Genomic DNA, 24,069 nt, shown 5'->3' with positions numbered 1-24,069 from the left:
GGGGCCGCGGTCGACGACCTCCTGGACGCCGCCGTGGTGGCCTGGTCGGGACGACGGGTGCTGTCGGGGCAGGCCGAATCGCTGCCCGACCCGCCCGAGGTGTTCAGCGACGGATGGCCCAGCGCGATCTGGGTCTAGACGATGATGGCTCCTGCCATGTCGCCGCTCGCCCGGCTGGACGAGCGGGTCCCCGAGCCCGGCGGGGACCGACCCAGCAGACTTACGCCATGAACGCGTCTCGACCTCGCGACGAGGTGCTGGTCCGGCGGGCGCGCCTGGTCCCCGTCGGACCCGGTATGCGTGCAGCCGGCTCCGACGACCGGCCGGTCGACCTGCGGATCACCGACGGGATGGTCACCGAGGTGGGTCCCGACCTGCCGGCCGACGGTGTCTCGGACGTCATCGACGCCGCAGGGCGGTGGGCGGTCCCGGGACTGTGGGACCACCACGTCCACCTGACGACCTGGTCCCGGACTCGCACCACCATCGACCTCGCCGGGACTGCCGGTCCGGACGAGGTGACGCGGCGGGTGGCCGGTCACCTCGCGGGACTGACGGGTGAACGGCCGCGGCTGGTCAGCGGTTTCGGCTACCGGTCGGGTGCGTGGGACCGGATCGGTACGGTCGCCGAGCTCGACGCCGCCACGGGTGACGTCCCGGTGATCCTCACCAGTGGCGACGCCCACAACGGCTGGCTGAACAGTGCGGCGCTCGGGCTGCTGGGGGTGGCCGGAGTGACCGGGCCGTTGGAGGAGAACGACTGGTTCGGGCTCCAGCCGTCGATCAGCGCAATGCTGGAGGAGATCGAGGCGGCCGGTGCCGGCGATACGGCGCTGCGCTGGGCGATGGCCGCGGCCGCCGCGCGCGGCATCACGGGCGTCGTCGACCTCGAGATGCCGAGCAGCTACCGGCAGTGGTCGAGCCGGTTCGCCAACGGGCTCGATCTGGTCCGGGTGCGCGCCTCGGTCTACCCCGACGCGCTCGACGGGTTGCTGGCGGCCGGCATCCGGACGGGAGACCCGCTGGCCGGGGATGGCGACCTGCTGACCATGGGTCCGTTCAAGGTGATCTCGGACGGCTCCCTCAACACCCGCACGGCTCGGTGCTGTGACCCGTATCCCGACTCCGGCGGGCGTCACCTCACTCGTGGGACGCAGAACTACGACCTGGATGAGATGACCGCCCTACTGTCCACGGCGCACGCGGGCGGACTGGAGATCGCCCTCCACGCGATCGGCGACGCTGCGGTCGACCTCGCGTTGCAGGCGTTCGAGGCGACCGGCGCGACGGGTGGGATCGAGCATGCCCAGCTGGTGCGCCTCGAGGACCTCCCCCGGATGGCGCGGCTCGGGGTGCGAGCCAGCGTCCAGCCGGCGCACCTTCTCGATGACCGTGACACGACGCAGCGCCTGTGGGGTGATCGGGCCGACCGGTGCTTCGCGCTGCGCTCGATGGTCGACGCCGGCGTCGTGCTCGCGCTCGGGTCCGACGCCCCCGTGGCGCCGCTCGACCCATGGCTGGCCATGGCGGCCGCCGTGCACCGTTCGGCCGACGGGCGCGAGCCGTGGAACCCCGCCGAGTCGCTCACCCCGGCCGAGGCGCTGGCCGCGAGCACCGACGGTCAGCCGACGCTCGGAGTGTGCAGTCGAGGCGACGTCGTGTTGCTCGACACCAATCCTCTTGGTACCGCTGCAGACTCAGGCGAGGCGGCAGGTCTGCTCCGCGGTATGCCGGTCGCCGCGACGCTGCTCGCCGGTCGCCTCACCCACTCGACGCTGTAGGCGTCTGCCGGGCTGGTCGTCGGCGAGTGACCGTCGGCGAGTGACCGTCGCCGAGGCCCCCCGCGTCTCCCGCCGCCGGCACTCGGGCCCCGAGCCCGGTCATCCCGTCGGCGCGGCCTCCCGCAGCCGCGCCAACAGGGGTTCCGCCGCTTCAGCCAGGAACCGGTCCTGCAGTTCGTCGCCGACCTGGACCAGCGCGATGTCGGTGAACCCGGCCTCCCAGAATGGCCGCGCCGCCTCGACGACGGCGTCGAGGTCCGGCCCGCAGGGGATCGAGGAGGCCACGTCCTCGGGCCGGACGAACTGCGAGGCGGCCGCGAAGCCGGCTGTGGTCGGCAGGTCGGCGTTGACCGCCCAGCCCCCGCCGAACCAGCGGAACTGGTCGTGGGCCCGCTCGACGGCGGCGTCGATGCCATCCGGGTCCCAGCTCACCGGGATCTGTCCGATGGCGCGAGCGCCGCCTCCGATGCGCTGCCGACCCTTCAGGGAGTTCCAGGCCCCGACGAGCTCCGGGTCCGGGTCCGTCGCGATGAGGTGGTCGGCGAGCGGGCCGAGCTCCTCGACGGCTTTGGCGCCTCCGGCCGCCACGCCGATCGGGACGCCGCCCTCGGGCAGGTCCCAGATCCGCGCGGAGTCGACGTCGAAGTAGTCACCGCGGAACGTCACGAGCTCGCCGCTGTGGAGCTCGCGGATGATGCGGATGGCCTCACCGAGCATCGCCTGGCGGGTGTCGACGTTCGGCCAGCCCTCACCGATGACGTGTTCGTTGAGGTTCTCGCCGGCGCCAAGGCCAAGGGTGAACCGGCCGTCAGCGAGGATCTGCAACGTCGCCGCCTTCTGCGCGACGACCGCCGGGTGGTACCGCATGGTCGGGCAGGTCACGTAGGTCATCAGCTCGACCCGATGCGTCACCTGGGCGACGGCGCCGAGCACGGTCCAGGCGTAAGGGGAGTGGCCCTGCGCGGATAGCCACGGGAAGTAGTGGTCGCTGGACACGAGCAGGTCGAAGCCCACGTCCTCGGCGGCGGAGGCGTATCGGACGAGGTCCTTGGGTCCGCTCTGTTCCGTCATGAGGGTGTAGCCGAAACGCGTCATGCGACGGGCCTACCCACGAACGCGGCTTGCGAACCTCCGCGGCGTCGTGGCGGTCGCCGTCAGGCGGCGAGGAAGCGGAGCAGCGTCGCGTTGAACGCCTCGGGGTCGTCGAGGTTCACCGGATGGCCGCAGCCCTCCAGGACCACCGCCGCGACGTCCTCGTTCAACGCCGCCATGTCGGTGGCGTGCGAGGGCGGCCAGAACTGGCTCTCGGCACCGGCGACGAGGAGCACCGGGCAGGTCGCGCGGGTGAGGACGTCACGCCAGTCGGCCGCCGCGTGGTCGCGCAGCAGCGGGAGCGTGGTCGGCGCCGCGGCGTCGGCACCCATCGGGTTCGACCCGGTCGCGGCGGCGATCGCGGTCACCCCGGCGATGGTCTTGTCCATCCCCGCACCGCGGCCGGTCGGGGGGATGCCGGCGTCGAAGAACGTTCCGAGGTTGTCCGCCGTCAGCCCGTAGAAGCCGCTCTCCCACCCGTCGCGGTTCACCATCTTGGGGGTCTGGTCGACCGAGACCATCCCGAGGCAGCGCGCATCCCCGAACAGGTCGAAGTAGGCCCAGATCGAGCTGGCACCCATCGACCCACCGACGAGAAACGCCTCGTCGACGCCGAGGGCGTCGAGCAGCTCGTGCAGGTCCTTGCCGTGCCGGGCGAGCCGCTGCCCGTGCGTCGGTGCCTCGGAGGCGCCGTGGTTGCGGCGGTCGAAGCCGATGACGCGGTAGCCGTCGTCGACCAGGGCGCGGCTGGTGAAGTGCCAGCTCGTCGCGGCGGCGAGGAAGCCGGCCACGAGGACGACGGGGACGCCGTCGCCCTCGTCGGTGTAGGACAGGGTGACGTCGTCGGTGGTGCGGAACTGCGGCATCGGGCTTCCTTCAGGAGTGTGCCGGGCCCCTCACCTCGCGGCGATGGGCCCGGCTGGTCTGGTCAGGGGATGCGTCAGCGCACCGAGCGGATCGGGATGATCGCCACGATACCCAGCAGTACGAACACGATTCCCGCGATGAAGGTGACCTGGTAGCCGCCGAAGATCGTGATGAGCGCACCGGCCAGGCCGGGGGTGATCGCCTGCGGGATGGTCGTGGCGATGCCGAGGATGGCCAGGTCGCGACCCGCCGAGTCCTCGCTGCCGGTCACCGGCACGGGGAGCACCTCGGTCATCAGGGCCAGGTCGATGGCAATGTAGGTGCCGAACCCGAGGCCCATGACGAAGGAGTAGACGAGCATCGACGTCACCGTCGGCCAGGCGAGCGGCAGGACGAACGAGGCGGCCATGATGACCGAGGCCCAGACGATGAACGGCTTGCGGCGGCCGCTCTTGTCCGAGAGCTTCCCGCTCACGGCGGCGGAGATGAACGTGCCGAGCAGCAGGATGACGGCCATCTGGGCGACGACGACGTTCGAGGTGGCCTCGTCCAGGCCGATGTAGTCGCGCAGCGTGTAGAGGCCGTAGGTGGTGCCGGCGGCGAAGCCGATGACCATGAGGAACCGCGCGGCGAAGGCCCACGCGAAGTCCGGGTGCTTGCGGGGGCTCACCCAGAACCCCTTGGCGAAGGCCTTCCAGGAGAACGCGGCCCGCGGGAGGTCGACGTTCGAGGCTTCGCGGTTGACCAGGACGAAGACCCCGGCAACGACGAGGAGCAGCAGGCCGAGGACCGCATACGGGAGCCGGCCCTGCATCGCGAGACCACCGGCGATGCCCGCGCCCACCGCGTTGCCGAGCGTGACACCGACGCCGGCCAGGCTGGAGGCGGCGCCGCGCTGTGACGGCGCGAACCGGTCGGGCACGATGGCCTGCGCCGCCGCGAGGACCGCGTTGACGCCGACCTGAACGAGCACCCACGTGACCGTGATCATCGCGAGCGAGGATGCGGCGAGCGGGAGTCCGATGGTGAACCCACCGGCCACCAGTGCCCCGAACACGATCCACGGCGAGCGGCGGCCGAACCGGCTGCGGGTCGCATCGGACAGGGCGCCGGCGAGGGGCTGGGCGATGATCGTCACGACGAAGGCGACGGTCGCGACGATCGCGAGGTTGGTCACCTTGTTGGCAGCGTCGAGCTTGGACACCAGGTCCGGGATGAGGACGCCCATGCCACCGGAGTTGATGGCGACGAGTGAGGTCAGCAGCGCCGAGATGCCGATCGCGGTGCGCCGCAACGGCTTGGTGAGCTTGGTGGCGGATGTCGCGACGGCGGCCTGGCCGTCTCTCGCGTCCGACACCGCCGTCTCGTCGAGCGGGACCGGGATGGTCGTGGTCATCGGATACTCCTGTGGATGCGGTGACATGGTGGGCGGGGTGGGGTGGGGCGTGTCGAGCGGTCCGGCGATCAGCGGTCGATGACCTTGCCGGGATTGAGGATTCGGTGAGGATCGAGGGCGTCCCGGATCGCGACGTGCAGGTCGGCGACGGCGGGGGAGATCTCGGCGACGAGGCCGTCGCGCTTGAGCAGCCCGACACCGTGCTCGCCGGTGACCGTGCCGCCGACCGTGAGCGCGGCGGCGATGATCTCGGCGAAGGCCAGCTGGGCACGGTCGCGGGCAGCGTCGTCACCCGGCTTGGTGATGATGAGCGGGTGCAGGTTGCCGTCGCCGGCGTGGGCGATGTTGGCGATGAGGACGTCGTAGCGGCGGCCGATCTCGTCGATCCGGCCGAGCATCTCCGGCACCTTGACGACCGGGACGCAGACGTCCTCGGTGAGCACGGGTCCGAGTCGCTCGACGGCCGGGTAGGCGAGCCGGCGGGCGGCGAAGAGCGCGTCGGCCTCCTGCTGGTCGCCGGACACCGCGCTGAACGTCGAGCCGGCGGAGTCGAAGCACGCCTGCACCTGCTCGGCGAGCGCGTCGCCCTCGGCGCCGGCGTCGTCGACGCGGGCCAAGAGGATCACGGCGGCGTCGGTCTCGAGGCCGAGGTTCTTCCAGTCGTTGACCGCCTCGAGGCAGTGCCGGTCGAGCAGCTCGAGGGCGGACGGGACGATCCCGGCCCGGGCGACGGCGACGACGGCGTCACCGGCGGCGACCGTGGACGAGAAGAAGCCGACGACGGTGCGCTCGGGGGCGCGGGCAGGCCGCAGCCGGACGGTGACCTGGGTGACGATGCCGAGGGTGCCCTCGGACCCGACCATGAGCGACGTGAGGTCGTAGCCGGCGACACCCTTCGCGGTACGCCGGCCGAGCCGGACGATCTCGCCGGTGCCGGTGACGACCTCGAGGCCGAGGACGTAGTCGCCGGTCACGCCGTACTTGAGGCAGCAGACCCCGCCGGCGTTGGTGGCGACGTTGCCCCCGATCGTCGACCAGGGGGCGCTGGCCGGGTCCGGCGGGTACCAGAGGCCGTACTCCGCGGACGCCGCCCGGAGCCGGTCGTTGACGACGCCGGGCTCGACGACGGCGAACCGCTCGACGGGGTCGATCTCGAGGATGCGGTCCATCGCGTCGAGGGCGACGACGACGCAGCCGGCCATGGCGTTCGCCCCACCGGAGAGTCCGGTGCCGGCGCCGCGAGCGACGACGGGGATCCCGTAGTCCGCGCAGAACCGGACGGTGGTGGCGACGTCCTCGGTGCGGACCGCCCGGACCACAGCGGCCGGGACGGCGTAGGGGGCCCACTCGGCCTCGTCGTGGCTGTACCGGGCGCGGGCCTCGTCTCCGGTGAGGACCTTCGCGCCGAGCAGCTGGACCAGGTGCTCGCGGACCTCGGCGTCGGTCAGCCGCGGCGCGGCGGACGGGCCCGAGGCGGGGGTCTCGGTGAGGCTGAGCGTCACGGTGGTCCTTGGGTCGTCGGTTCGGGTTCGCCAAACCGTAGGTTCGGGCAGAGCCACGGCGCCAGGGTCGAACCCTCCATAATTCGGCGTGTGAGTGGAGATTCTGTCTACTCTGCGGCACCATCGACGCGTGCCCCGCGCCCGCGACTGGGTCGAGCTGCTCGCCGCCGAGGCGACCGCGGCCGACCTGCTCGCGCACCGGGAACACCTGCTCGAGTCCGGCGAGCCGCCCGGCCGCGTGGCCCGCGAGGAGCGTGCCGCAGCAACGGTCGCGGGACTCCTGCAGCAGCGGCGCCGGCGGATCGTCGAGCTGTCGGCACTCAACGACATCGCCCAGCAGCTGGCCACCGTCCACGAGCCGACCGACCTCCTCCAGGGCGTCGTCCATGAGGCCCGCCGACTGCTCGGTGTCGACCTGACCTACCTCGCCCTGCTCGACGGCGACGCGCTGCGGATCGACGTGGCGAGTGGCCAGCGCACGCCGCAGCTGGTCGGCGTGCGGCTCCCGGCCGACGCAGGGCTCATCGGGCGGGTGGCCGCGTCCAATGCGCCGATGTGGACCCCCGACTACGCGACCGAGAAGCGAATCGTCCACCGCCCGATCGCCGACGACGCCGCGTCGGCCGAGGGGCTCCGCGGGCTGCTCGGGGTGCCGTTGGCCGTGCGGGGTCGGGTCATCGGCGCCCTGCTGGCCGCCAAGCGCACCGAGCGCCACTTCACCGAGGACGAGGTCGCCCTGCTGCAGGCGCTCGCCGGCCAGGCCTCCGTCGCGATCGACAACGCCCGTTCCCGGGAGCAGCTGGCCCGCAGCAACGCCGCACTGCAGCAGGCGCTCCGGCTCGACGAGCAGCTGACCACGGTTGTCTTGGAGGGCGGCGACCTCGACGTCATTCTCGCGCTGGTCCGGTCCCTGACGCCCGGCGAGCTCGCGTGGGTGGCCACCGGCGCCCCGGCTCCGTCACCCGCGGTCGCGGCGGTCGTCGAGGCGGTCGGCGACGGTGGTGACGGTATGCCGGTCGGCGGCGACGGTCTGGTCGCCCAGCCCGTGCTCGCCGCCAAGCGGCTGCTCGGAGTGCTGGTGGCGACCACGGCGGACGAGGACCGCGATGCCACACGGCTGGTCCTGGAGCGGGCGGCGCCGATCATCGCGCTGACCATCGCCGAGGCCCGGCAGGCGGCCCGTGCATCGGAGCTGGGCCGCGACATCGCGACCATCGACCTGGTGAGCCGGCGGGAGGGTGACGCACGCCTGGACCGGGAGCGGATGCGTGGGGCGGGCCTCGACCCACGGCGCCCTCACGACGTCATCGTCGTCGACGACCCCACGACCGTCCCCGCCCTGCGGCAGGCGCTCGTCGTCCTGCGGGAGGCGACGTCCGCCGCATACCGGGACCAGGCCGTGCTGCTCGTCCGGCACCGCACCGACTGGGCCGAGGCCTGGCCGGCGGGCGGCCCGGTCGCCGGCTTGGCCGGCCCGGTGTCCGGCGCTCTCACCTTTCGGGACGCCTACCTCGACGCCGCCAGGACCGCCCGGGCGCTCGCCGCACTGGGGCGCCGCACGGGGATCGCGCGATCCGACGACCTCGGGGTCTTCGGGATCCTGCTGAGCCACACGGGACCTCGTGAGCTGGCCGGCCAGCTGCGCCGCGAGCTGGGCCCGCTGCTGGCCGAGGAGCGGCGCCGGGGCGTCCCGCTGGTCGCGACCCTCACCGCGTACCTCGAGAACGGACAGCGCCCGTCGGCCACCGCGCCGGCGCTCGGGGTGCACGTCAACACGCTGTACCAGCGGCTGGCCGTCATCGACCGGGTGCTCGGCCCGACGTGGCGCGAGCGCGCCCTGGAGCTGCAGGTGCTGCTCCGGGTCCGGGCCGCCGCGGACGGGCTGGACTGAGGCGGGTCAGCCGCCTCGTGCCTCGAGTATGGAGATGGTCCGACGTCAGGGGACACCGGCCAGTGGCCACATCTGCCCCGTCCCCGTCTCGATCACCACCGCTCGGTCGGCGTGCAGCGGAAGCGGCAGAACGTCCGACACCGCGCCGACCACCAACGGCACTTGGTCGGCCACCGCGCTGGTCGCCACCGACACGTGCGGCACCCACCGGCCCGGCTCGTAGTTGCGGTGGAGCTCCCGGCCGGCCGCGTGCAGCGCGGCGACGACGCGTTCCTGCCGCACCACGACGTCGGCGGGAGCGGCGCAGGCCAGGGCGACCCGGCCGCGCGGGAACACCACGCTGCCCTGAGCGGTGACCTCCACCGCGCCACCGTTCGCCAGCGGGTCCAGGGCGGCGCGGACGGAGTCGGGGTCCCCGTCGCGAAGGACCGCGTAGGACAGGTGCGGGTGGTGCCGGCCATGCGTATGCGTCAGCAGCGTCGCCACACCCTGGGCCTCCAGCCGCTCCCACAGCTGGCGGACGAGCCGGTCGGTCCGGCGGTCGAAGAGCAGGCAGACGGCGAGGGCCACCCGGCCATTCTGCGGACCGGGTGTGCCGCATCGGTACCGTGGCCCGCGTGCTGAAGCACCTCACCACCGACGACCGGGCCGGCGTCGTCTACGCGGACGAGGGCCGCGGTCCGGTCGTCCTCGTCGTCCACGGCGGCCTGAGCGACGAGTCGGCCTGGGCGAAGGTCGCCGCGGAGCTCACGCCGAGCTTCCGCGTCGTGCGGATTCGGCGCCGGCTCTACCGCACCGAGCTGACCGCCGACCCGGCGACCGACTTCGCGCGTGAGGTCGACGACCTGCTGGCCCTGGCGGCCGAGATCGGCGAGCCCGCGGTGATCGTCGGACACTCGTCGGGCGCCATCGTGGCGTTGGAGACGCTGGCCCGCGACAGCGATCCGTTCCGAGGTGGGGTCGTCTACGAGCCGCCGCTCGTCCTCGACACCCCGATCGGCGGCGCGACCGGCGTGGCCGACGCCCGCGCCGCGCTCGACCGCGGCCGGCCCGGAACGGCGCTGCGGATCTTCATCACCCGCATGGTCGGCATGCCGAGGCCCGTCGGGTGGCTCATGCCGCTGATGGTGCGGGTGAACGCGACGATGCGGTCCTTCGTCCCACGTCAGATCGACGACACCGAGGCGATCAACCTGCTCGGGAACCGGCTCGACGCATACGCCTCGATCCGGCTACCGGTGCTGCTGCTGACCGGCGCCAGGACCCCCGCCCACCTGCGTGAGCGCACCGACCGGCTCGCCGCCGTCCTGCCCGCTGTGCGGCCGATCGCCGTCATGCCGAAGCAGGGACACGGCGCCAGCGAGCGCGCGCCGGGTGAGGTCGCCGCGCTCATCCGGGACTTCGTCGGCTCCCTCTAGTCTGCGGTCATGTCGGTCCTCGTGCGCGCCGCCGTCCTCGTCGCTCCCGGTCGCTACGAGGTACAGGAGTTCCCGCGACCGCGGCTCGAGGACGGAGCCGCGTTGCTGCGCATGGAGATGTCCGGGATCTGCGGCACCGACAAGCACACGTACCAGGGCGAGACGAAGCAGTATGCGGGCACGCCGGCCGAGACGGACACGCCCTTCCCGATCATCCAGGGCCACGAGAACGTCGGCGTCATCGACGAGATCACTCCGTCGGCGGCCGAGAGGCTCGAGTTCTACGGGCAGCGGCTCGGCGTCGGCGACCGGGTCACGATGTGCCCGGACGTCGTGTGTGGGCGGTGCTACTCGTGCACCCACGTCATGGGCTACGTGTGGTGCGACCGGTCGGAATGCTACGGCAACTCGTTCACCAGCGCGGTGGCGCCGCACCTCATGGGCGGCTGGGCCGAGTACCTGTACCTGCGACCCGACACGTTCGTCTACAAGGTGCCGTCGGGGCTGTCGCCGCGGGTCGCGGTGCTGGCCGAGGTGATGGCGTGCACGGCCAGCCTCGACAAGGTCAAGGAGTTCAGCTCGTACGCGATGGAGGGGTTCAACTCCGGCGACACCGTCGTCGTCATCGGCTCAGGACCGTTGGGGCTGCTGCACATCGCCAAGGCCGACATGATGGGCGCCGGCCGGATCGTCGCGACCGACCTCAGCGCCTACCGGCTGGACTGGGCGCGCCGTTTCGGGGCCGACGAGACCATCAACGTGACCGCGACGACGAGTGAAGAGCGGGTCGAGCGGATCCGCGAGCTGACCGACGGCCGCGGCGCCGACGTGGTGCTGCACATGGCCAACACGCCGGCCTCGTTCGTCGAGGGCATTGAGATGTTGAAGCGCGGCGGGATGATGCTCGAGATGGGCAACTTCGCCGACACCGGCGAGGTGAGCATCAACGTGCACCGGCACATCTGCAGCAAGAACATTCGGCTCATCGGGCTCACCAACCACCCGAGTACGGGGTACGGCCCCGCCATGCGGCTGATGGAACGGTATGCGGACCGCTACCCCTTCGACGAGATGGTCACCCACGAGTTCGGGCTGGCCGACGCCGACACCGCGATGCGGACGAGCATGAGCCCCCAGAGCATGAAGGTGGCCATGGTCCCGGCGTTGCCGTAGCGCTCCTCGTTGAGGACCACGTCACGTCACGAGTCATATCGCGTCCGGTGTGGTCATGACCTCCCTGATCGCGACATGCCCTGCGACGTGCCATCTGACGTCGCGGGTGGTGAGCGCGTTCGCCGAGGTCAGAGTGCGGGTCAGAGTGCAGGTGGTGTCGTCGGGGCAGCACCAGACGCACCACGACGCGCACTCCGACTCGGACTCCGGAGAGCGCCTGGTCGTCGATGGTGGTGGGCGTCATGTCGCAGGTCATGTCGCGTTGGGTGTTGTCATCACCACCCTGATCGCGACATGACGAGCGATCTGACGTCTGGTCTCACGGGTGGTGCCCGTGTCGGACGTCGCTGTGCGGGTCAGAGTGCCGGTGGTGTGGTCACGGCAGCACCGGACGCACCATGCCGCGCACTGTGACGTGCGGGAGCTCGGCGTTGACCGCCGTCCGATCAGGAGACGGCGGGGGTCGTCTCGAGGAGCGCGAGGATCTCGTCGGTCGTCCCGGTCTCACCGAGACGCGGGAAGACGTTCTCGATGCTGTGCTGGTGCATGTCGGCCGACCGGTCGGCCATCGCGTCGGTGGCCAGGGTGACGTGGTACCCGTGCTCGTGGGCGGCCCGCGCGGTGGACTCGACGCCCATGCTCGTCGCGATACCGCCGAGGACGATCTGGGTCACGCCGCGGCGACGAAGCTGGACGTCGAGGTCGGTGCCGTGGAAGGCGCCCCAGTTGCGCTTCGTCACGACGATGTCGTCCTCGTGGCCGGTGAGCTCGTCGGCGAGGACGTCCCAACCCTCCGGCCGGCCGGCCGGCCGCGGCGTCTCGGTCCGGCCGGGTGTGACGTCGGCGCCGTCGGCGCGGGCGGTGACCCGGACGAGCACCACTGGCAGGCCACGCCCCCGGAACCCGTCGGCCAGGCGGACTGCACGGTCGAGGACCTCCGCGGCCGAATACGGCTGGGTGGGCGCGCCGAGGATCCCACCTTGAAGGTCGATGAGAACGAGGGCGGTATGCGGGTCGATAGCGGTAATGGTCACGAGCTTCCTTCCACAGCAACGGCTCGGCCGACGCGTCGGAGTGAGCGGTCGACCAGGGTGACGATGAGGAGCAGGACGGCGCAGCCGACGAGGAACCCGGCCAGCTCGTGCAGGCCGGTGGTGTCGACGGTGGTGCCGAAGAACGCGCCGTTGGCCGCCGAGGCGATGAGCGCACCGAGGTAGGTGAACGTCCGCAGCAGGCCGGCGGAGGCGCCGATCCGCTCAGGGTCGGCCTGGTGGTAGAGGGCGTTCTGGTTCGCGAGGCTGAGCAGACCCTGCGGGATGCCGAGGACGAGGGACAGCACGACGAGCACCCAGATCGGGCTGGTCGCCTCGAGGAACAGCACTGCCGCGCAGGCGGCGACGAGCACCGAGCCCCCGACGACGAGCTTCAGCCAGACCTCGGGTCGCCGTCCGGAGACGGTCGTGACGATCACGCCGACGAGGAACATCGGGAGCAGGATGAGCCCGGCCTGGGACGCACTCAGTCCGCGTCCCGCCTCGAGCCATTGGGTGTAGCCGTACAGGAAGCCGTAGGAGACGGTGAGCGCGAGGAGCTGACGTGCATACGTGGCGAGCAGGGGGAGGTTGCCCGCGAGGACGCGCAGGTCGAGGAACGGTGCGGCCGTGTGGAGCTCGCGCCAGACGAAGGCCACGCCGGCGACCACGACGATGACGAGCAGGTACCAACGGTCGAGGTCCGGGCTCGTGAGGAAGAGCATCAGGGTCACGAGGGTGACCGCGAAGGCGACGATCCCGGGAGCGTCGAGTCCGGTCGGTTCGCCGGGGGCGGGCTGCACGGTCGGGACGCGGGGAAGGCGTCGCCAGCCAAGGAGCAGGGACGCCAGGGCGAGCGGGACGTTGACGAGGAAGATCGTCCGCCAGCCGCCCAAGCCGATGAGGAAGCCGCCCAGGGTCGGGCCGATGACCGCGGTGACCTGGGTCGACACGGCGAGCGCCGCGAGGATGCCGCTGGGGCTGGGTATCCCGGTCCGGTCGGCCTCGCGGCGGATGAGGTACATGGCGGCGGGGTAGCCCGCACACGTACCGATCCCGATGAGGACGCGGGCCAGGACGAGGGTCCCGAGGTTCGGGGCGACGGCGCCGAGGATGCCGGCGAGCCCGACCAGCGCCGCCCCGAGGAGGTATGGGGTGCGCGGCCCGTACTGGTCGACGAGACGGCCGACCACGGGCTGACCGACGGCGGTCGCGAGGTAGAGGCCGGTGACGAGCCAGACCGTCTCGGACGGCGGAGCACCGAACGCCATGCCGATGGGGACCAGGGCCACGGCCAGCATCGACGAGTTCACCGGGTTGAGCAGGGCACCCAGGACCATCGGTGCGATGAGCTTCCGGTCGAACGCCGCCTCGTCGCCGGGACCGCGGCGCCCGCGGATCCGGTCGGTTAGCGTGCTCACGGGTGGGTCAGCCGGTCCAGGAGGGTGGCGGCCTCGATGACGGTCTGCCGCTCCGCCTCGGTGAGGCGCTCCTCGAGCGCCCGGCTGAGCCACTCCTCGCTGTGGCGTCGTCGGCCGGCGAAGAGCGCCGTGCCGGTGGTGCTCAACGACACCCGCTGGCGGCGTCCGTCGTCGGGGTCGGGGCGGCGGACGACGAGCCCGCGCTCCTCGAGGATCGTCAGCGTCGCGGCCACCGACTGAGGCCGGATCCGTTCCGCAGCGGCGAGGTCGCTGGCCGATGCCGGTCCGTCCTTGCCGAGGCGGCTGATCACCGAGAGCTGGGACGGCGTGAGCTCGTGGGTGTCGGCGAGGTCCACAAGACGACGCCGCAACCGGCTGACGACGACCCGCACGTCACGCGCCGCGCGCACCGAGGAGGGCGACAGCGAGCGGGCGACGGGCATACTTTCACCGTAATTTAGACAGTTCAGACTGTCAAGTCTGGACTGTCTACATCACCGAGTCGAGGACCAGCCCGGCGCCGATGCCGAGCATCCATACGTCCTTGCTCACGGCGATGCCCTTCGGGGTCGGCCACACGCTGGCCGGCTGGTGCATCTCCGGCGTGAGCAGGTACATCCCCACGAGGGCTCCGGAGAACCCGGTAAGGGCCGTTCCCGCGATCCGGTTGGGGACGAAGGGCAGGAGGAGCAGCGAGCCGACGGCGATCTCCCCGACCGACAGGGCGCGCAGGAACGTCTGCGGCGGGATGTTGGCGAGGAAGGGGTATGCGCCGGCGGCCGTCCCGTGCACCCCCTCGGCCTGCTGGGGCGAGCCCCGCCACTTCTGCAGCCCGCTGTGGAGGATGTAGGCGCCGGTGGTCAGACGCTGGGGAAGCTGTCGCGCGACGGCGCGGAGGTTCATGGGGTGCCCCTTGCGGTGGACGACGAGATAGTTGCAATCTAAAACTTCCCCGTCGACCTCGCATCACCGCCCCCGCGTCAGCCGGTCATCTGCGCCAGCTGGATGAGGTTGCCGCAGGTGTCGTCGAGGACAAGGGTGCGCACGGGCCCCATGTCGATCGGCGGCTGCACGATCGTCACGCCCTTCGCCACGAGGTCCTCGTGCACGGCGTCGAGGTCGTCCACCCCGAACGACGTCAGCGGGATCCCGTCGGCGACGAGGGCCGCCTTGAACGGCTTGGCCGCCGGGTGCTCGTCGGGCTCGAGGAGGAGCTCGACGCCCTCGGGGAGGTCGGGGCTGACGACGGTCAGCCAGCGGAACTCGCCGAGCGGGACGTCGGTCTTGAGCTGGAAGCCGAGGACGTCGGTGTAGAACGCCAGGGCCCTGGCCTGGTTGTCGACGAGGACGCTGGCGGTGGTGATACGCGGCATACCGGATCTCCTTGCTGGAAACGGGTATTCAGGGGAGCGGCCACCGTTCGGTGATGGTCCGCAGTGGGGTGGTGTCGAGGTGGTGGAGCTTGGTGCGCCCGTCCTTGTGCGAGGTGACCAGGCCGGCCTCCTCAAGGACCGCCAGGTGCTGCGAGACGGCCTGGCGGGTCGAGGTGATCCCGTGGCGCATGATCAGGCGCGAGCAGAGCTCGAACAGCGACTGGCCGTCGCGTTCCGTGAGCTCGTCGAGGATCACCCGACGGGTCTCGTCGGCCAGGGCCCGGAACAGTGGCCCGTCCTCCATGGCTCCACAATAGGCAAGTATCCACTTGCCTATCAAGTCCGGCGGCGGCTCAGATCCAGCTGGGGAACCACATGTGTGCGCTCCAGAACGAGTACGGCACGACCTGCGCGGTGTAGATCGGCCAGAAGAACGCGAAGAGGACGATCTCGAGCACCAGGAACGCGCCGGTGACGCCGAGCCCGATCTTGCGCCGCACCGGTCGGGCCCGGGGGCCGCCGATGAGCAGTCCGAGCACGTAGACGCAGGCGAGGACGACGTAGGGGACGAAGGCCACCGCGTAGAAGGAGTAGATGGTCCGGTCGCCGAGAAGGAACCACGGCACGTACCCGCCCATGAACCCGGCCAGGATCGCTCCGGCCCGCCAGTCGCGGCGCAGGGCCCACATGAAGAGCAGGACGAAGATCGCGAGTGTGGCGCCCCACCAGATCGACGGCGTCCCGATCGAGGAGATCGCCTTCGAGCAGCTCTCGACGAGACAACCCTGCTCGCCCTGTTTCGGCCCCTCGTAGAAAAACGACGTGGGCCGGCCCTGGATCAGCCACGACCACGGGTTGGTCTTGTACGGGTGGTCGGACACCAGGTGGGTGTGGAACTCGAGGATCTGGGCGTGGTAGTTCCACCACGACCGGACCGAGTCGGGGACCCACCCCCAGCCGGGTTCGGCGGGGTGGGTGTCGGCCCAGTGCCTGTTGTACCCGATCTCGGTCGCGAACCAGCCCCACCAGCTGAGGCAGTAGACGACGACGGGGGTGACGACCATCCAGAGCAGCGCCAGCGGCGTGTCCTTGACCAGCCACGCGGTCTTCCAGCGGGTGATGCCGACGGCACGGCGGGCACCCATGTCCCAGAGGACCGTCATCAGCCCGAAGACGACGAGGAAGTAGGCGCCGGACCACTTGGTCCCGCAAGCCAGCCCGAGGCATACCCCTGCGGCCAGCCGCCACGGACGCCAGCCCGTCGACGGACCCCAGGGGCCGAGCGCGGTGAGGCCGGCGCGGTCGAGGCCGGCGACCTTGTGGGCCAGGACCTTGCGGGACTCGTCGCGGTCGATGAGGAGGAGGCAGAACGCCGCGAACGCCCAGAACATGAGGATGAGGTCCAGGAGGCCGGTCCGGGAGTGGACGAAGTGGTGGCCCTCGAACGCGAGCATGAGGGCAGCGACGGTGCCGAGGAGTGACGACCCGAACAGCCGCCGCGCCGCGCGCCCGATCATGAGGATCGACAGGACCCCCATGACGCAGACCGCGAACCGCCACCCGAAGCTGTTGTCGATCCCGAACAGCTGCTCGCCCCAGCCGATCAGCCATTTGCCGACCGGGGGATGGACGACGAGGTCGCCGGTCGTCGGGTCGTAGACCTTGAGCACGTTGCCGGCGGTGAAGTTCTGGTCGATCTGCTTGGCGTCGTTGAGGACGGGGTCGTTGCGCATCTCGACGCCGAACAGGATCATCGACCAGCCCTGCTTGACGTAGTACGTCTCGTCGAAGACCAGCTGGTGGGGGTCGCCGAGGTTCCAGAAGCGCAGGATGCCGCCGATGACGGCGGCGATCAGGGGGCCGAGCCAGCCGAGCAGCACCTGTCCGGGCGGCTCGCCGAGCAGGCGGCGGCGAAGCTGCCCCTCGGTCTCGACCACGGGGTGCAGGGTATGCGACGCGCCTAGCGTTCCCGACGCGCCTTCCCCGCTTCCGGACCGGCGTTGTTGCCAGTTTCGGGACGCGCAGACGCCCGAAACTGGCAACAACGAGCGTCTGGAAGCGGAAGCGGCGGGGTCAGTCGTGCTCGGGGCGCTCGTGCTCGGCGTGGGCGACCGTCTCGAACTGGATCGTCGAGTGCTGCAGCGAGAAGTCGCGAGCGAGCCGGCCCTGCATCTGGTCGAGCATCCGGGGCAGGTCACCCGCGGCGAAGCACGACTCGTCCACCACGACGTGAGCGGTGAGCACCGGAAGCCCGGTGGCGACCTGGCTGACGTGGAGCTCGTGAACGTCGTGGACGTGTGGCGTGGCCAGCAGCCTCGCCCGCACCGCCGCGAGGTCGATCTGCTTCGGCGTCGCCTCCATGAGCACGTCGATGCTCTCCCGCAGCAGCTTGATCGTCCGCGGCACGATGAGCGAGCCGATGAGGATCGACGCCAGCGCGTCCGCCCGCAGCCAGCCGGTCAGCGCGATGACCACCGCCGCGACGATGACGGCTACCGAACCCAGCGCGTCGTTCACCACCTCGAGGAACGCCGCCCGCAGGTTGAGGTTGCTGTTGCGCGCGCTGGCCAGGACGGCCATTGACGCGACGTTCCCGAGCAGGCCGATGACGCCGAACACGACCATCAGCCCCGTCGTGACCTCGGGCGGTTCGAACAGCCGCCGGATCCCCTCGACGAGGATGAAACCGCCCACCGCCAGCAGTACCGCCGCCTGTCCGGCCGCCGCCAGCACCTCGGCGCGCCGGTACCCCCAGGTGCGCTGGTCGGTCGGAGCCCGCCGGGACAGGGTCGCGGCGAACCAGGCCAGCGACAGCCCGGCGACATCGCTGAGCATGTGCCCGGCGTCGGCGAAGAGCGCCAACGAGCCGGAGAGGACGGCACCGACGACCTCGGCCACGAGGACCACCGACGTGATCGCCAGCACGGCCGCCAGTCGGCCGCGGTGGTCCGGCGGCGTGTGCGAGTGCCCGCCGTGCCCCTTCTCGTCGGCCGCCATCAGCGCAGCCAGCTGATGTGGTCCTTGGCGAGCGTGTAGCCGATGAACGCGACCATGTCGAGGATCGCGTGCGCGACCACCAGCGGCATGACCCGCTTCCACCGCACGTACACCAGTCCGAAGACGACCCCCATGATGGCATTACCAACGAAGGCGCCGAACCCCTGGTACAGGTGGTAGGTCCCGCGCAGCAACGCCGACGCCGCCACGAGCCATCCCGTCCGCCACGCCATCTGCCGCAGCCGCGTCATGAGGTACCCCACGACGACGACCTCCTCCAGGGCCGCGTTCTGGAACGCCGAGAGGACGAGGACCGGGATCGTCCACCACTGCGCGGTGAGGTTCGCCGCGGCCACCTGCGTGTTGATCCCGAGGGCCCGCGCTGCGACGTACAGGCCGAGCCCGGGTATGCCGATGACCGCCGCCAGCGCGACGCCCCCGCCCAGGTCGGCCCACGGCCGCCGCAGGTCGAACCCGAGGAAGCGCGTCGGCGCATACGGGACCGGCGGGTCCACCCGGCGCAGCAGGTAGAGCGCGAGGAGCACCGGCACGATGCCGAACCCGATCGCCACCAGCTGGTACGAGAGGTCCAGCCATGGCCGGTCCGGCGTCACCGAGTTGTTCAGCGACGACGACTGGCCGCTGAGCGGGATCTCCTTCGTCAACCGGTCGACGATCGCGAGGACCGCGTAGACCGCCGACGACCCGAGCGACAGGCCGAGGACGAGCAGCACCTCGCGGCTGAGCCCGCCCCGGTGCTCCGGGGCGACCGGTGACGGCACCGCGGGGACGTCCGCCGCCTCGGTCGAGCTCACGACGAGACTGTATGCCGGGACGCTGGGTCAGCCGTGACGTCTCGGTGCGCCGACCTCTGGGCGAGGTCGCTGCCGGTTCCGAGGTCAGGTCGCCGGCGGCCGCCAGGGTTTCATCCAGGGCGTCTCGGGCCAGCCCTCGGCGCCGGCCATCAGCTCGTACGTCGTCGCCCCGTCGACGTGCTCGCGGACGATGTCGGCGTGGCCGGCGTGCCGGGCGAGCTCCTCGATGAGGTGGAAGTAGACCCAGCGCACCGACCACGCGTCGATGTCCTTCGGGAACCAGGGCGCGTCCCGTGGCACCGGTACCGGCTGGTCGAGGTCGAGCGACTCGTCGAGGGCAGCCCCCTCGGTGTCGTGGGCGACCACGTCGAAGGCCGCCATCAGGTCCTGGATGGTCTCGCCGTCGGCATTCCAGTCATCGCCGTACTCCTTCGCCGATCCCGGACTCCGTCCGGTCTCGCCGTGGCTCCATGCGGCCCGGTCGGCCATCGGCCGGTCATCGGCTGGGAGGACCACTCCGGCGCGCGCCCGTTCCATCCAGGTCCGCTCGGTGTGCGTGACGTGCTTGACGAGGTTCGCGATGCTGATGGCGCTGCGGGACGACACCTGGTGGGCCTGCTCGTCGGTCAGCCCGTAGGCGGCGAACCGGATGCCGTCGTGCTGCTGGCGCAGAAAGGTGCTGATCGCCTCGCGCTCGGTGGCGACGGGGGGCGCGGTGCCCGGCATGTCGGTGGTCCTCTCGTCGGTCGGTGAGCTCGGTCCGTCAGGCGGCAGATCCGCCGTTTCTGAGTGGCCTCGCACTCACCCTGTCAGCCCTTCCGGTCAGATCGTGACCGCAACAGGGGCCGGTAGGGAGGAGGCTGGGGTCTCCACCCCGTCGTCAGGCCGGGTGGGACGGACCACTTCAGGAGCAGCCGACACCGTGGAGAACGACCTCATCATCGTCAAGATCACCCAGACCGAGCACCGCGGTGTGCAGGAGGCCGCGAGCGGGGACTGGGTGGTCGCCTCGGACAAGGCGCGCTACTTCACCCGTCTCGTGGCCGTCGGCCAGAAGAACATCGAGCTCGGGGTGTTCGAGATCGTGGGCCACACCGACGTCCCGGTGCCGGCGGGCACGTCCAACAAGGTCCGGTTCGACCTGGTCCCCTCTGAGGAGACGCTCACGCAGCCCCTTGACGACCTCTACATCTTCAGCAGCGTCCGGAAGTACGCGTTCGACTACCTCAGCGGGACCCACGTCGAGCCGACGGCTCGGCCGATCCCGCGACAGCGCGCGGCCGCCACCAAGCGCGCCGCCCCGCCGCCGGAGCCCGTCGAGCTGGTCCGGTCGCTGAAGACCTGTCCCATCTGCCTGAGCGACGTCCAGGACTGTCTGGGCCACTGACGGGGGCCCCGCCGGGGGTCAGCTGAGGATGTCCTTGCGCCGGAAGTGGCGGTAGGCGATCCCGACCAGGACGACGGTGTAGAGCACCGACCACAGGACGCCGTGGCGCATACCGGTCCAGTCGATCTGCGGTGCCAGGGCGTCGGACCAGGAGCGGGCGTAGTACATGGGTAACCCGTTGCGCCAGCCGCCCAGCGTCTCGATCTGGCTGAGGATCGACGACACGATCGTCACCATGACGGCACCGCCGACGGCGGCCAGCGGAGCGTCGGTGCGGGTGCTCAGCCAGAACGCGATCCCGCCGACCTGGAGGAGGTACACCACGAGGTAGCCGACGATCACGGCGAACCGTGGGAGGAACTCCGACCACTCGAGCACGCCGCCGGCCGGGTTGGTGAACGGTGCCCAGCCGTAGGCGATCCCGCCGACCAGCAGGGACCAGAGCGACAACAGCACGACCGCTACGGCGGCCGTCAGGAACGCCACCACGAGCTTGCTGGTCAGCAGCCGGGCGCGGGGGACCGGCGCGACCAAGAGGTAGCGCAGGGTGGACCACGAGGCTTCGGACGGGACGGCGTCGCCGACGAACAGGGCGGTCAGGACGACGAGAAGGAACGACGCCGACGCGGAGATCGCGAAGATGGCGAAGTTCGCCGCGCCCACCTTGGCCAGGCCGGCCACCGTGTTGCCCGAGGGGCCACCGCCGCCGATCGCGAAGGCGATGACGAGGACGACCGGGAGCGCGCCGATGAGGACGAAGGACCACAGGGTCCGACGTCGACGCAGCTGTCGGCCCACCTCGGCCCGCCAGGACAGTGGCCGGCGCACCGTCTCCGGCAGCGTCGGGCGGGTGCTCGTCGACGCGCTCATCGGGCTCGCACCTGTCGGAGCCGGTCGGACAGCGACCGTGGCCCGTCGCCCTCCGGACTGGACCCGTTCGCCCCGGCCGCACCCTGCGCCGCGGCGATCACGCCGAGGAACACGTCCTCCAGATGTTTGCGGCTGGTGATCCCCACGATGTCGACGCCGGTCTCGGCCACCGCGCGGACGACGTCCGCACGCGGCAGGTCGGCCGTGACGACGATGCGCGGCTCGACCGGGTCGGCCTCGACATCGACCTGGGTGACGCCGTCGGTGGCGTGCAGCCGCGACACGACCAGGTCGACGTCGCTCCCGGGTCCGAGCAGGACCACGGTCGTGTCCGCGCTGTCCACGAGGTCGGCGACCGTCCCGCTCGTCACCACCCTTCCGGCGTGCATGACGATGACGTGGGAACAGGTCATCTCGACCTCCGCAAGCAGGTGGCTGGAGACGACGACGGTGCGGCCGGTGGACGCATACCGGTGCAGGATCGGGCGCATCGCCGCGATCTGCGGCGGGTCCAGACCGTTGGTCGGCTCGTCGAGGACCAGCACGTCGGGCAGGCCGAGCATCGCCTGTGCGATGCCGAGGCGCTGCTTCATGCCGTGCGAGTACGAGCGCACCGGGCGGTCGACCGCGCCACCCAGCGCGGCGACGTCGAGGGCCTCGTCGTAGGCGGCGTCGGCCTCGGGCCGCCCGGTCGCCGCCCAGTAGGCGTGCAGGTTCTGCCGGCCGGTGAGGTGCGGCAGGAAGCCGGGCCCCTCGATGAGCGCGCCGACCCGAGCGAGGACGGGGGCACCGGCGCTGATGGGCTCGCCGAGGACGTGGACGGTGCCGGAGTCCGGGCGGATGAGGCCCATGACCATCCGCAGCGTCGTGGTCTTGCCGGCCCCGTTCGGCCCGAGCAGGCCCACGACCTGGCCGCGTGCGGCGGTCCACGAGACGTCGTCGACGGCTCGGTGCCCGTCCTTGTAGGTCTTGACGAGGTTCGCCACGACGAGCGGGGTGTCGGCGAGGTCCGGGCGCGGGGGTGTGTCCCGGCGTTGCCGCCGGTGCCACCAAGCGAGCCCGGCCAGGACGAGCAGCGCGACTCCGATCGCGATGGCCACCCCGATGGCCTCGGTGTCGGCGTCCGACTCCGCGGCGAACGTCGTGCCGGCGACGACCGGGATCGTGAGACCGGCGCCGTCGAGGGAGATCCGGTCGGCGCGGGCGGTCCGGGGACCGGCATACGCCGAGTCGGTCGACGTGACGAGCAGCCGCACCACGCTGCCGGACTCGAAGGTCCACGTCGCCGCGGGCAACGCGATGTCCACGGTGGTCGGCTGACCCGGCGTGGTCGGGACGGTGACGGGAGCGACCAGCCGGCGAGGGAACGTCGGGACACCGCCGGTCACCGGCCACAGGCTGAGGAACAGCGTGGCCGACGTTGCCGTGGAGGTGACGGTGAGCCGGACCCGCGGTGCACCGACGACCGACGTGCGCGTCGTGAGCGGAGGAGAGTCGAAGGCCGTCGACTGCCCAGGAAGGGCGGCGAGCGGGTACGTCGGCAGGTTCGCCCCGAGGGCTCCGGTGGCCGCACCGCCCGGTATGGCGGTGATCGACGCCGGTTCGCCGCCCGGCGGCGTGAGGACCGGCCGCGGATCACCGGCGTCGAGCGGGATCGTCGCCGTCGTCGACGAACCGACGTAGGTACCGGACTCGAGAAGCGGGGCGACCGTCTGCCGGCGCGGGATGGGCGTCGCGTAGACGAAGGCGGGGAGCGGCAGTCCACCCGCGGCCGCTGGGCCACCGTCGGGGGAGAGGTAGTGACCCAGCCAGGTCCGCACCGACTCCTCGTCGCCGGTCGCCGTGCTGCTCGTCCCGTCGTGGCCCCCGTCCATCCAGCGCACCGCGACCGGCGTGCGCTGGGCGGTCAGCGCCCGCGCGGTCGCGTCGGCCTGGGCGATCCCGAAGAGCGAGTCGGCCATGCCCTGCACCAGGTAGGTCGGGGCGGTGAGGCCGGCGAGCAGCGGCCGGGGGCTGTGGGCGTGGAGCAGGGCCAGCAGCTCCGGGCTCGGCTGTCCCGACTCGGCCGCGCCGAGGAAGAGCCGGCAGACGGTCGGGTCGAACCGGCCGCACACCGGCGAGGTAGCGGCCCCGCCCGTACCGGACCGCGCCGCGCCGGCGTTCGCCGCCTGGAAGAACGTCGACGCCCACAGCTGCTTGAACGGCCCGGGCGTGGAGAGGGGTTCGAGGTCGGCCGGCGACGTGGGAGCAGCGCCCGTTGTCGCCTGCTGGGGGAAGAACGCCTCGGCGAGGTCGTTCCACGTGATCGACGCGACGACGGCGTCCACCCGCTCGTCGGTGGCGCCGAGCATCAGCGCCAGCGCGCCGCCGTAGGAGCCGCCGGCCACGCCGACGCGCGGGTCGCCGGGACCGTCGAGGCGGACATCCGGTCGCGCGGCCAGGAGGTCGACGAGGGCGCGGGCGTCGGCGATCTCGTAGTCGGGGTCGTCGAGGTGGATCCGCCCTCCAGACGCGCCGAACCCACGCGCCGAGTAGGTGAGCACGACGTAGCCGCGACCGGCGAAGTCGCGGGCCCGGTCCGCGAGGTCGGCCTTGCTCCCGCCGAAGCCGTGCGCGAGGAGCACGGCGGGATGCGGCCCCGCCGTGCCGGGCGAGACGATGCTCGCGTCGAGGCTGACCGCACTGCCGTCCGGCTCGGCCCGGACCGGCACCGAGATCGTCGTCTCGGTGGTGTCCCCGGCCGGCGCGTCGGTGCCCGCGACCGCGCTCGGGGCACCGGCGTACAGCAGCGTGAGAAGCAGTCCCAGCAGGGCGGCCACGACGAGGGCGCGGCGACCGGGTGCGGGCATGAGCGACCCTAACCCGGGTCCCGTGCGGCCGGCCGGGTGCGGTCGCTACCCCCGGACGGAGGCGCGCTCCCGGTCGGTCTCGTGCAGGTCGATCCCCTTCGTCTCCGGAAGAGTGAGGATCGTCGCGCCGGAGACCAGCATGAGCGCGATCGCGTAGAACGGGAACACCGCCGTCGAGTGGAAGTGCTCCGCCATCCACGCCTGGA

The 24,069-nt window shown here is 71.5% G+C and carries 23 protein-coding genes; 6 read left to right on the top strand and 17 right to left on the bottom strand.

The window, feature by feature from the left end; genetic code table 11:
* Together VIG79_RS19730 and VIG79_RS05320 are read left to right on the top strand one after the other, a co-directional pair.
* The coding region (locus VIG79_RS19730; RefSeq protein ID WP_414672588.1) for a DUF429 domain-containing protein at positions 1-138 on the top strand (138 nt) is incomplete at its 5' end.
* An 89-nt stretch (positions 139-227) separates the two neighbouring features.
* Positions 228-1,781: an amidohydrolase gene (locus tag VIG79_RS05320; RefSeq protein ID WP_331883077.1), complete on the top strand. Its 1,554-nt coding sequence runs from the start codon at positions 228-230 to the stop codon at positions 1,779-1,781.
* Between the two features lie 99 nt (positions 1,782-1,880).
* On the opposite strand, the gene VIG79_RS05315 is transcribed toward VIG79_RS05320, so the two are convergent.
* From VIG79_RS05315 to VIG79_RS05300, 4 genes are all read right to left on the bottom strand, one after another.
* On the bottom strand, positions 1,881-2,876 hold the full coding sequence (locus VIG79_RS05315) for an LLM class F420-dependent oxidoreductase (RefSeq protein ID WP_331883075.1): 996 nt from the start codon (positions 2,874-2,876) through the stop codon (positions 1,881-1,883).
* A 59-nt stretch (positions 2,877-2,935) separates the two neighbouring features.
* Positions 2,936-3,739, bottom strand: a complete 804-nt coding sequence (locus VIG79_RS05310; RefSeq protein ID WP_331883073.1) for an alpha/beta hydrolase — start codon at positions 3,737-3,739, stop codon at positions 2,936-2,938.
* A gap of 74 nt (positions 3,740-3,813) precedes the next feature.
* Positions 3,814-5,136, bottom strand: a complete 1,323-nt coding sequence (locus VIG79_RS05305; RefSeq protein ID WP_331883070.1) for an MFS transporter — start codon at positions 5,134-5,136, stop codon at positions 3,814-3,816.
* 68 nt (positions 5,137-5,204) lie between these two features.
* Positions 5,205-6,638 carry an FAD-binding oxidoreductase gene (locus tag VIG79_RS05300; protein ID WP_331883067.1) on the bottom strand — a complete coding sequence of 478 codons (1,434 nt, stop codon included), beginning with the start codon at positions 6,636-6,638 and terminating at the stop codon, positions 5,205-5,207.
* A 130-nt stretch (positions 6,639-6,768) separates the two neighbouring features.
* On the opposite strand from VIG79_RS05300, the gene VIG79_RS05295 reads away from it, so the two are divergent.
* Entirely contained in the window at positions 6,769-8,529 is a 1,761-nt protein-coding gene (locus VIG79_RS05295; RefSeq protein WP_331883064.1) for a helix-turn-helix domain-containing protein, read from the top strand.
* 45 nt (positions 8,530-8,574) lie between these two features.
* Here the strand turns inward: VIG79_RS05295 and VIG79_RS05290 are convergent, their stop codons facing one another.
* The gene (locus VIG79_RS05290) at positions 8,575-9,099 is read right to left on the bottom strand and encodes a 2'-5' RNA ligase family protein (RefSeq protein WP_331883062.1); all 525 of its coding nucleotides are present in this window, start codon (positions 9,097-9,099) and stop codon (positions 8,575-8,577) included.
* A gap of 47 nt (positions 9,100-9,146) precedes the next feature.
* Here VIG79_RS05290 and VIG79_RS05285 point away from each other — a divergent pair, with 47 nt between their 5' ends.
* On the top strand, positions 9,147-9,947 hold the full coding sequence (locus tag VIG79_RS05285; protein WP_331883059.1) for an alpha/beta hydrolase: 801 nt from the start codon (positions 9,147-9,149) through the stop codon (positions 9,945-9,947).
* 9 nt (positions 9,948-9,956) lie between these two features.
* Positions 9,957-11,120 carry a zinc-binding dehydrogenase gene (locus tag VIG79_RS05280; protein ID WP_331883056.1) on the top strand — a complete coding sequence of 388 codons (1,164 nt, stop codon included), beginning with the start codon at positions 9,957-9,959 and terminating at the stop codon, positions 11,118-11,120.
* A gap of 446 nt (positions 11,121-11,566) precedes the next feature.
* Here VIG79_RS05280 and VIG79_RS05275 read toward each other — a convergent pair whose 3' ends face one another.
* The 10 genes from VIG79_RS05275 to VIG79_RS05230 form a co-directional block, all read right to left on the bottom strand.
* Complete coding sequence (locus VIG79_RS05275; RefSeq protein WP_331883053.1) at positions 11,567-12,154, bottom strand: hydrolase; 588 nt, start codon at positions 12,152-12,154, stop codon at positions 11,567-11,569.
* Complete coding sequence (locus tag VIG79_RS05270; RefSeq protein ID WP_331883050.1) at positions 12,151-13,572, bottom strand: MFS transporter; 1,422 nt, start codon at positions 13,570-13,572, stop codon at positions 12,151-12,153. Before VIG79_RS05270 ends, VIG79_RS05275 begins: the two co-directional genes overlap by 4 nt.
* Positions 13,569-14,015 carry a MarR family winged helix-turn-helix transcriptional regulator gene (locus VIG79_RS05265; RefSeq protein WP_331883047.1) on the bottom strand — a complete coding sequence of 149 codons (447 nt, stop codon included), beginning with the start codon at positions 14,013-14,015 and terminating at the stop codon, positions 13,569-13,571. Before VIG79_RS05265 ends, VIG79_RS05270 begins: the two co-directional genes overlap by 4 nt.
* Positions 14,016-14,061: 46 nt before the next feature.
* On the bottom strand, positions 14,062-14,475 hold the full coding sequence (locus VIG79_RS05260; protein WP_331883044.1) for a DoxX family membrane protein: 414 nt from the start codon (positions 14,473-14,475) through the stop codon (positions 14,062-14,064).
* 77 nt (positions 14,476-14,552) lie between these two features.
* Positions 14,553-14,945 carry a VOC family protein gene (locus tag VIG79_RS05255; protein ID WP_331883041.1) on the bottom strand — a complete coding sequence of 131 codons (393 nt, stop codon included), beginning with the start codon at positions 14,943-14,945 and terminating at the stop codon, positions 14,553-14,555.
* Between the two features lie 28 nt (positions 14,946-14,973).
* Positions 14,974-15,249, bottom strand: coding sequence for a metalloregulator ArsR/SmtB family transcription factor (locus VIG79_RS05250; RefSeq protein WP_331883038.1), 276 nt, complete (start codon positions 15,247-15,249; stop codon positions 14,974-14,976).
* Between the two features lie 49 nt (positions 15,250-15,298).
* Positions 15,299-16,882, bottom strand: a complete 1,584-nt coding sequence (locus VIG79_RS05245; RefSeq protein ID WP_331883035.1) for a dolichyl-phosphate-mannose--protein mannosyltransferase — start codon at positions 16,880-16,882, stop codon at positions 15,299-15,301.
* A gap of 136 nt (positions 16,883-17,018) precedes the next feature.
* The gene (locus VIG79_RS05240) at positions 17,019-17,942 is read right to left on the bottom strand and encodes a cation diffusion facilitator family transporter (protein WP_331883033.1); all 924 of its coding nucleotides are present in this window, start codon (positions 17,940-17,942) and stop codon (positions 17,019-17,021) included.
* Positions 17,942-18,757, bottom strand: coding sequence for a CPBP family intramembrane glutamic endopeptidase (locus tag VIG79_RS05235; RefSeq protein ID WP_331883030.1), 816 nt, complete (start codon positions 18,755-18,757; stop codon positions 17,942-17,944). Before VIG79_RS05235 ends, VIG79_RS05240 begins: the two co-directional genes overlap by 1 nt.
* Positions 18,758-18,841: 84 nt before the next feature.
* Entirely contained in the window at positions 18,842-19,483 is a 642-nt protein-coding gene (locus VIG79_RS05230; RefSeq protein ID WP_331883027.1) for a DinB family protein, read from the bottom strand.
* A gap of 196 nt (positions 19,484-19,679) precedes the next feature.
* Here VIG79_RS05230 and VIG79_RS05225 point away from each other — a divergent pair, with 196 nt between their 5' ends.
* Positions 19,680-20,144, top strand: coding sequence for a hypothetical protein (locus tag VIG79_RS05225; RefSeq protein WP_331883025.1), 465 nt, complete (start codon positions 19,680-19,682; stop codon positions 20,142-20,144).
* Between the two features lie 18 nt (positions 20,145-20,162).
* Here the strand turns inward: VIG79_RS05225 and VIG79_RS05220 are convergent, their stop codons facing one another.
* Together VIG79_RS05220 and VIG79_RS05215 are read right to left on the bottom strand one after the other, a co-directional pair.
* Positions 20,163-21,014 (bottom strand): ABC transporter permease, encoded by an 852-nt coding sequence (locus tag VIG79_RS05220; RefSeq protein ID WP_331883022.1) that lies wholly within the window; start codon positions 21,012-21,014, stop codon positions 20,163-20,165.
* Positions 21,011-23,863, bottom strand: a complete 2,853-nt coding sequence (locus VIG79_RS05215; RefSeq protein WP_331883019.1) for an alpha/beta fold hydrolase — start codon at positions 23,861-23,863, stop codon at positions 21,011-21,013. Before VIG79_RS05215 ends, VIG79_RS05220 begins: the two co-directional genes overlap by 4 nt.
* Positions 23,864-24,069: the final 206 nt, after the last annotated feature.

Source organism: Lapillicoccus sp., assembly GCF_036559105.1.
In the GTDB taxonomy this organism is placed as follows: Bacteria; Actinomycetota; Actinomycetes; order Actinomycetales; family Dermatophilaceae; genus Lapillicoccus.
Note: the sequence above shows the minus strand (reverse complement) of the source record. Positions and strands in the feature narration are given on the sequence as shown.

What these genes read in the sequence shown, in the direction of transcription:
- VIG79_RS05215 (WP_331883019.1), bottom strand. Translation starts at nt 23,863, where the DNA reads ATGCCCGCACCCGGTCGCCGCGCCCTCGTCGTGGCCGCCCTGCTGGGA.
- VIG79_RS05280 (WP_331883056.1), top strand. Translation starts at nt 9,957, where the DNA reads ATGTCGGTCCTCGTGCGCGCCGCCGTCCTCGTCGCTCCCGGTCGCTAC.
- VIG79_RS05250 (WP_331883038.1), bottom strand. Translation starts at nt 15,249, where the DNA reads ATGGAGGACGGGCCACTGTTCCGGGCCCTGGCCGACGAGACCCGTCGG.
- VIG79_RS05240 (WP_331883033.1), bottom strand. Translation starts at nt 17,942, where the DNA reads ATGGCGGCCGACGAGAAGGGGCACGGCGGGCACTCGCACACGCCGCCG.
- VIG79_RS05255 (WP_331883041.1), bottom strand. Translation starts at nt 14,945, where the DNA reads ATGCCGCGTATCACCACCGCCAGCGTCCTCGTCGACAACCAGGCCAGG.
- VIG79_RS05305 (WP_331883070.1), bottom strand. Translation starts at nt 5,136, where the DNA reads ATGACCACGACCATCCCGGTCCCGCTCGACGAGACGGCGGTGTCGGAC.
- VIG79_RS05315 (WP_331883075.1), bottom strand. Translation starts at nt 2,876, where the DNA reads ATGACGCGTTTCGGCTACACCCTCATGACGGAACAGAGCGGACCCAAG.
- VIG79_RS05230 (WP_331883027.1), bottom strand. Translation starts at nt 19,483, where the DNA reads ATGCCGGGCACCGCGCCCCCCGTCGCCACCGAGCGCGAGGCGATCAGC.
- VIG79_RS05265 (WP_331883047.1), bottom strand. Translation starts at nt 14,015, where the DNA reads ATGCCCGTCGCCCGCTCGCTGTCGCCCTCCTCGGTGCGCGCGGCGCGT.
- VIG79_RS05260 (WP_331883044.1), bottom strand. Translation starts at nt 14,475, where the DNA reads ATGAACCTCCGCGCCGTCGCGCGACAGCTTCCCCAGCGTCTGACCACC.
- VIG79_RS05220 (WP_331883022.1), bottom strand. Translation starts at nt 21,014, where the DNA reads ATGAGCGCGTCGACGAGCACCCGCCCGACGCTGCCGGAGACGGTGCGC.
- VIG79_RS05310 (WP_331883073.1), bottom strand. Translation starts at nt 3,739, where the DNA reads ATGCCGCAGTTCCGCACCACCGACGACGTCACCCTGTCCTACACCGAC.
- VIG79_RS05320 (WP_331883077.1), top strand. Translation starts at nt 228, where the DNA reads ATGAACGCGTCTCGACCTCGCGACGAGGTGCTGGTCCGGCGGGCGCGC.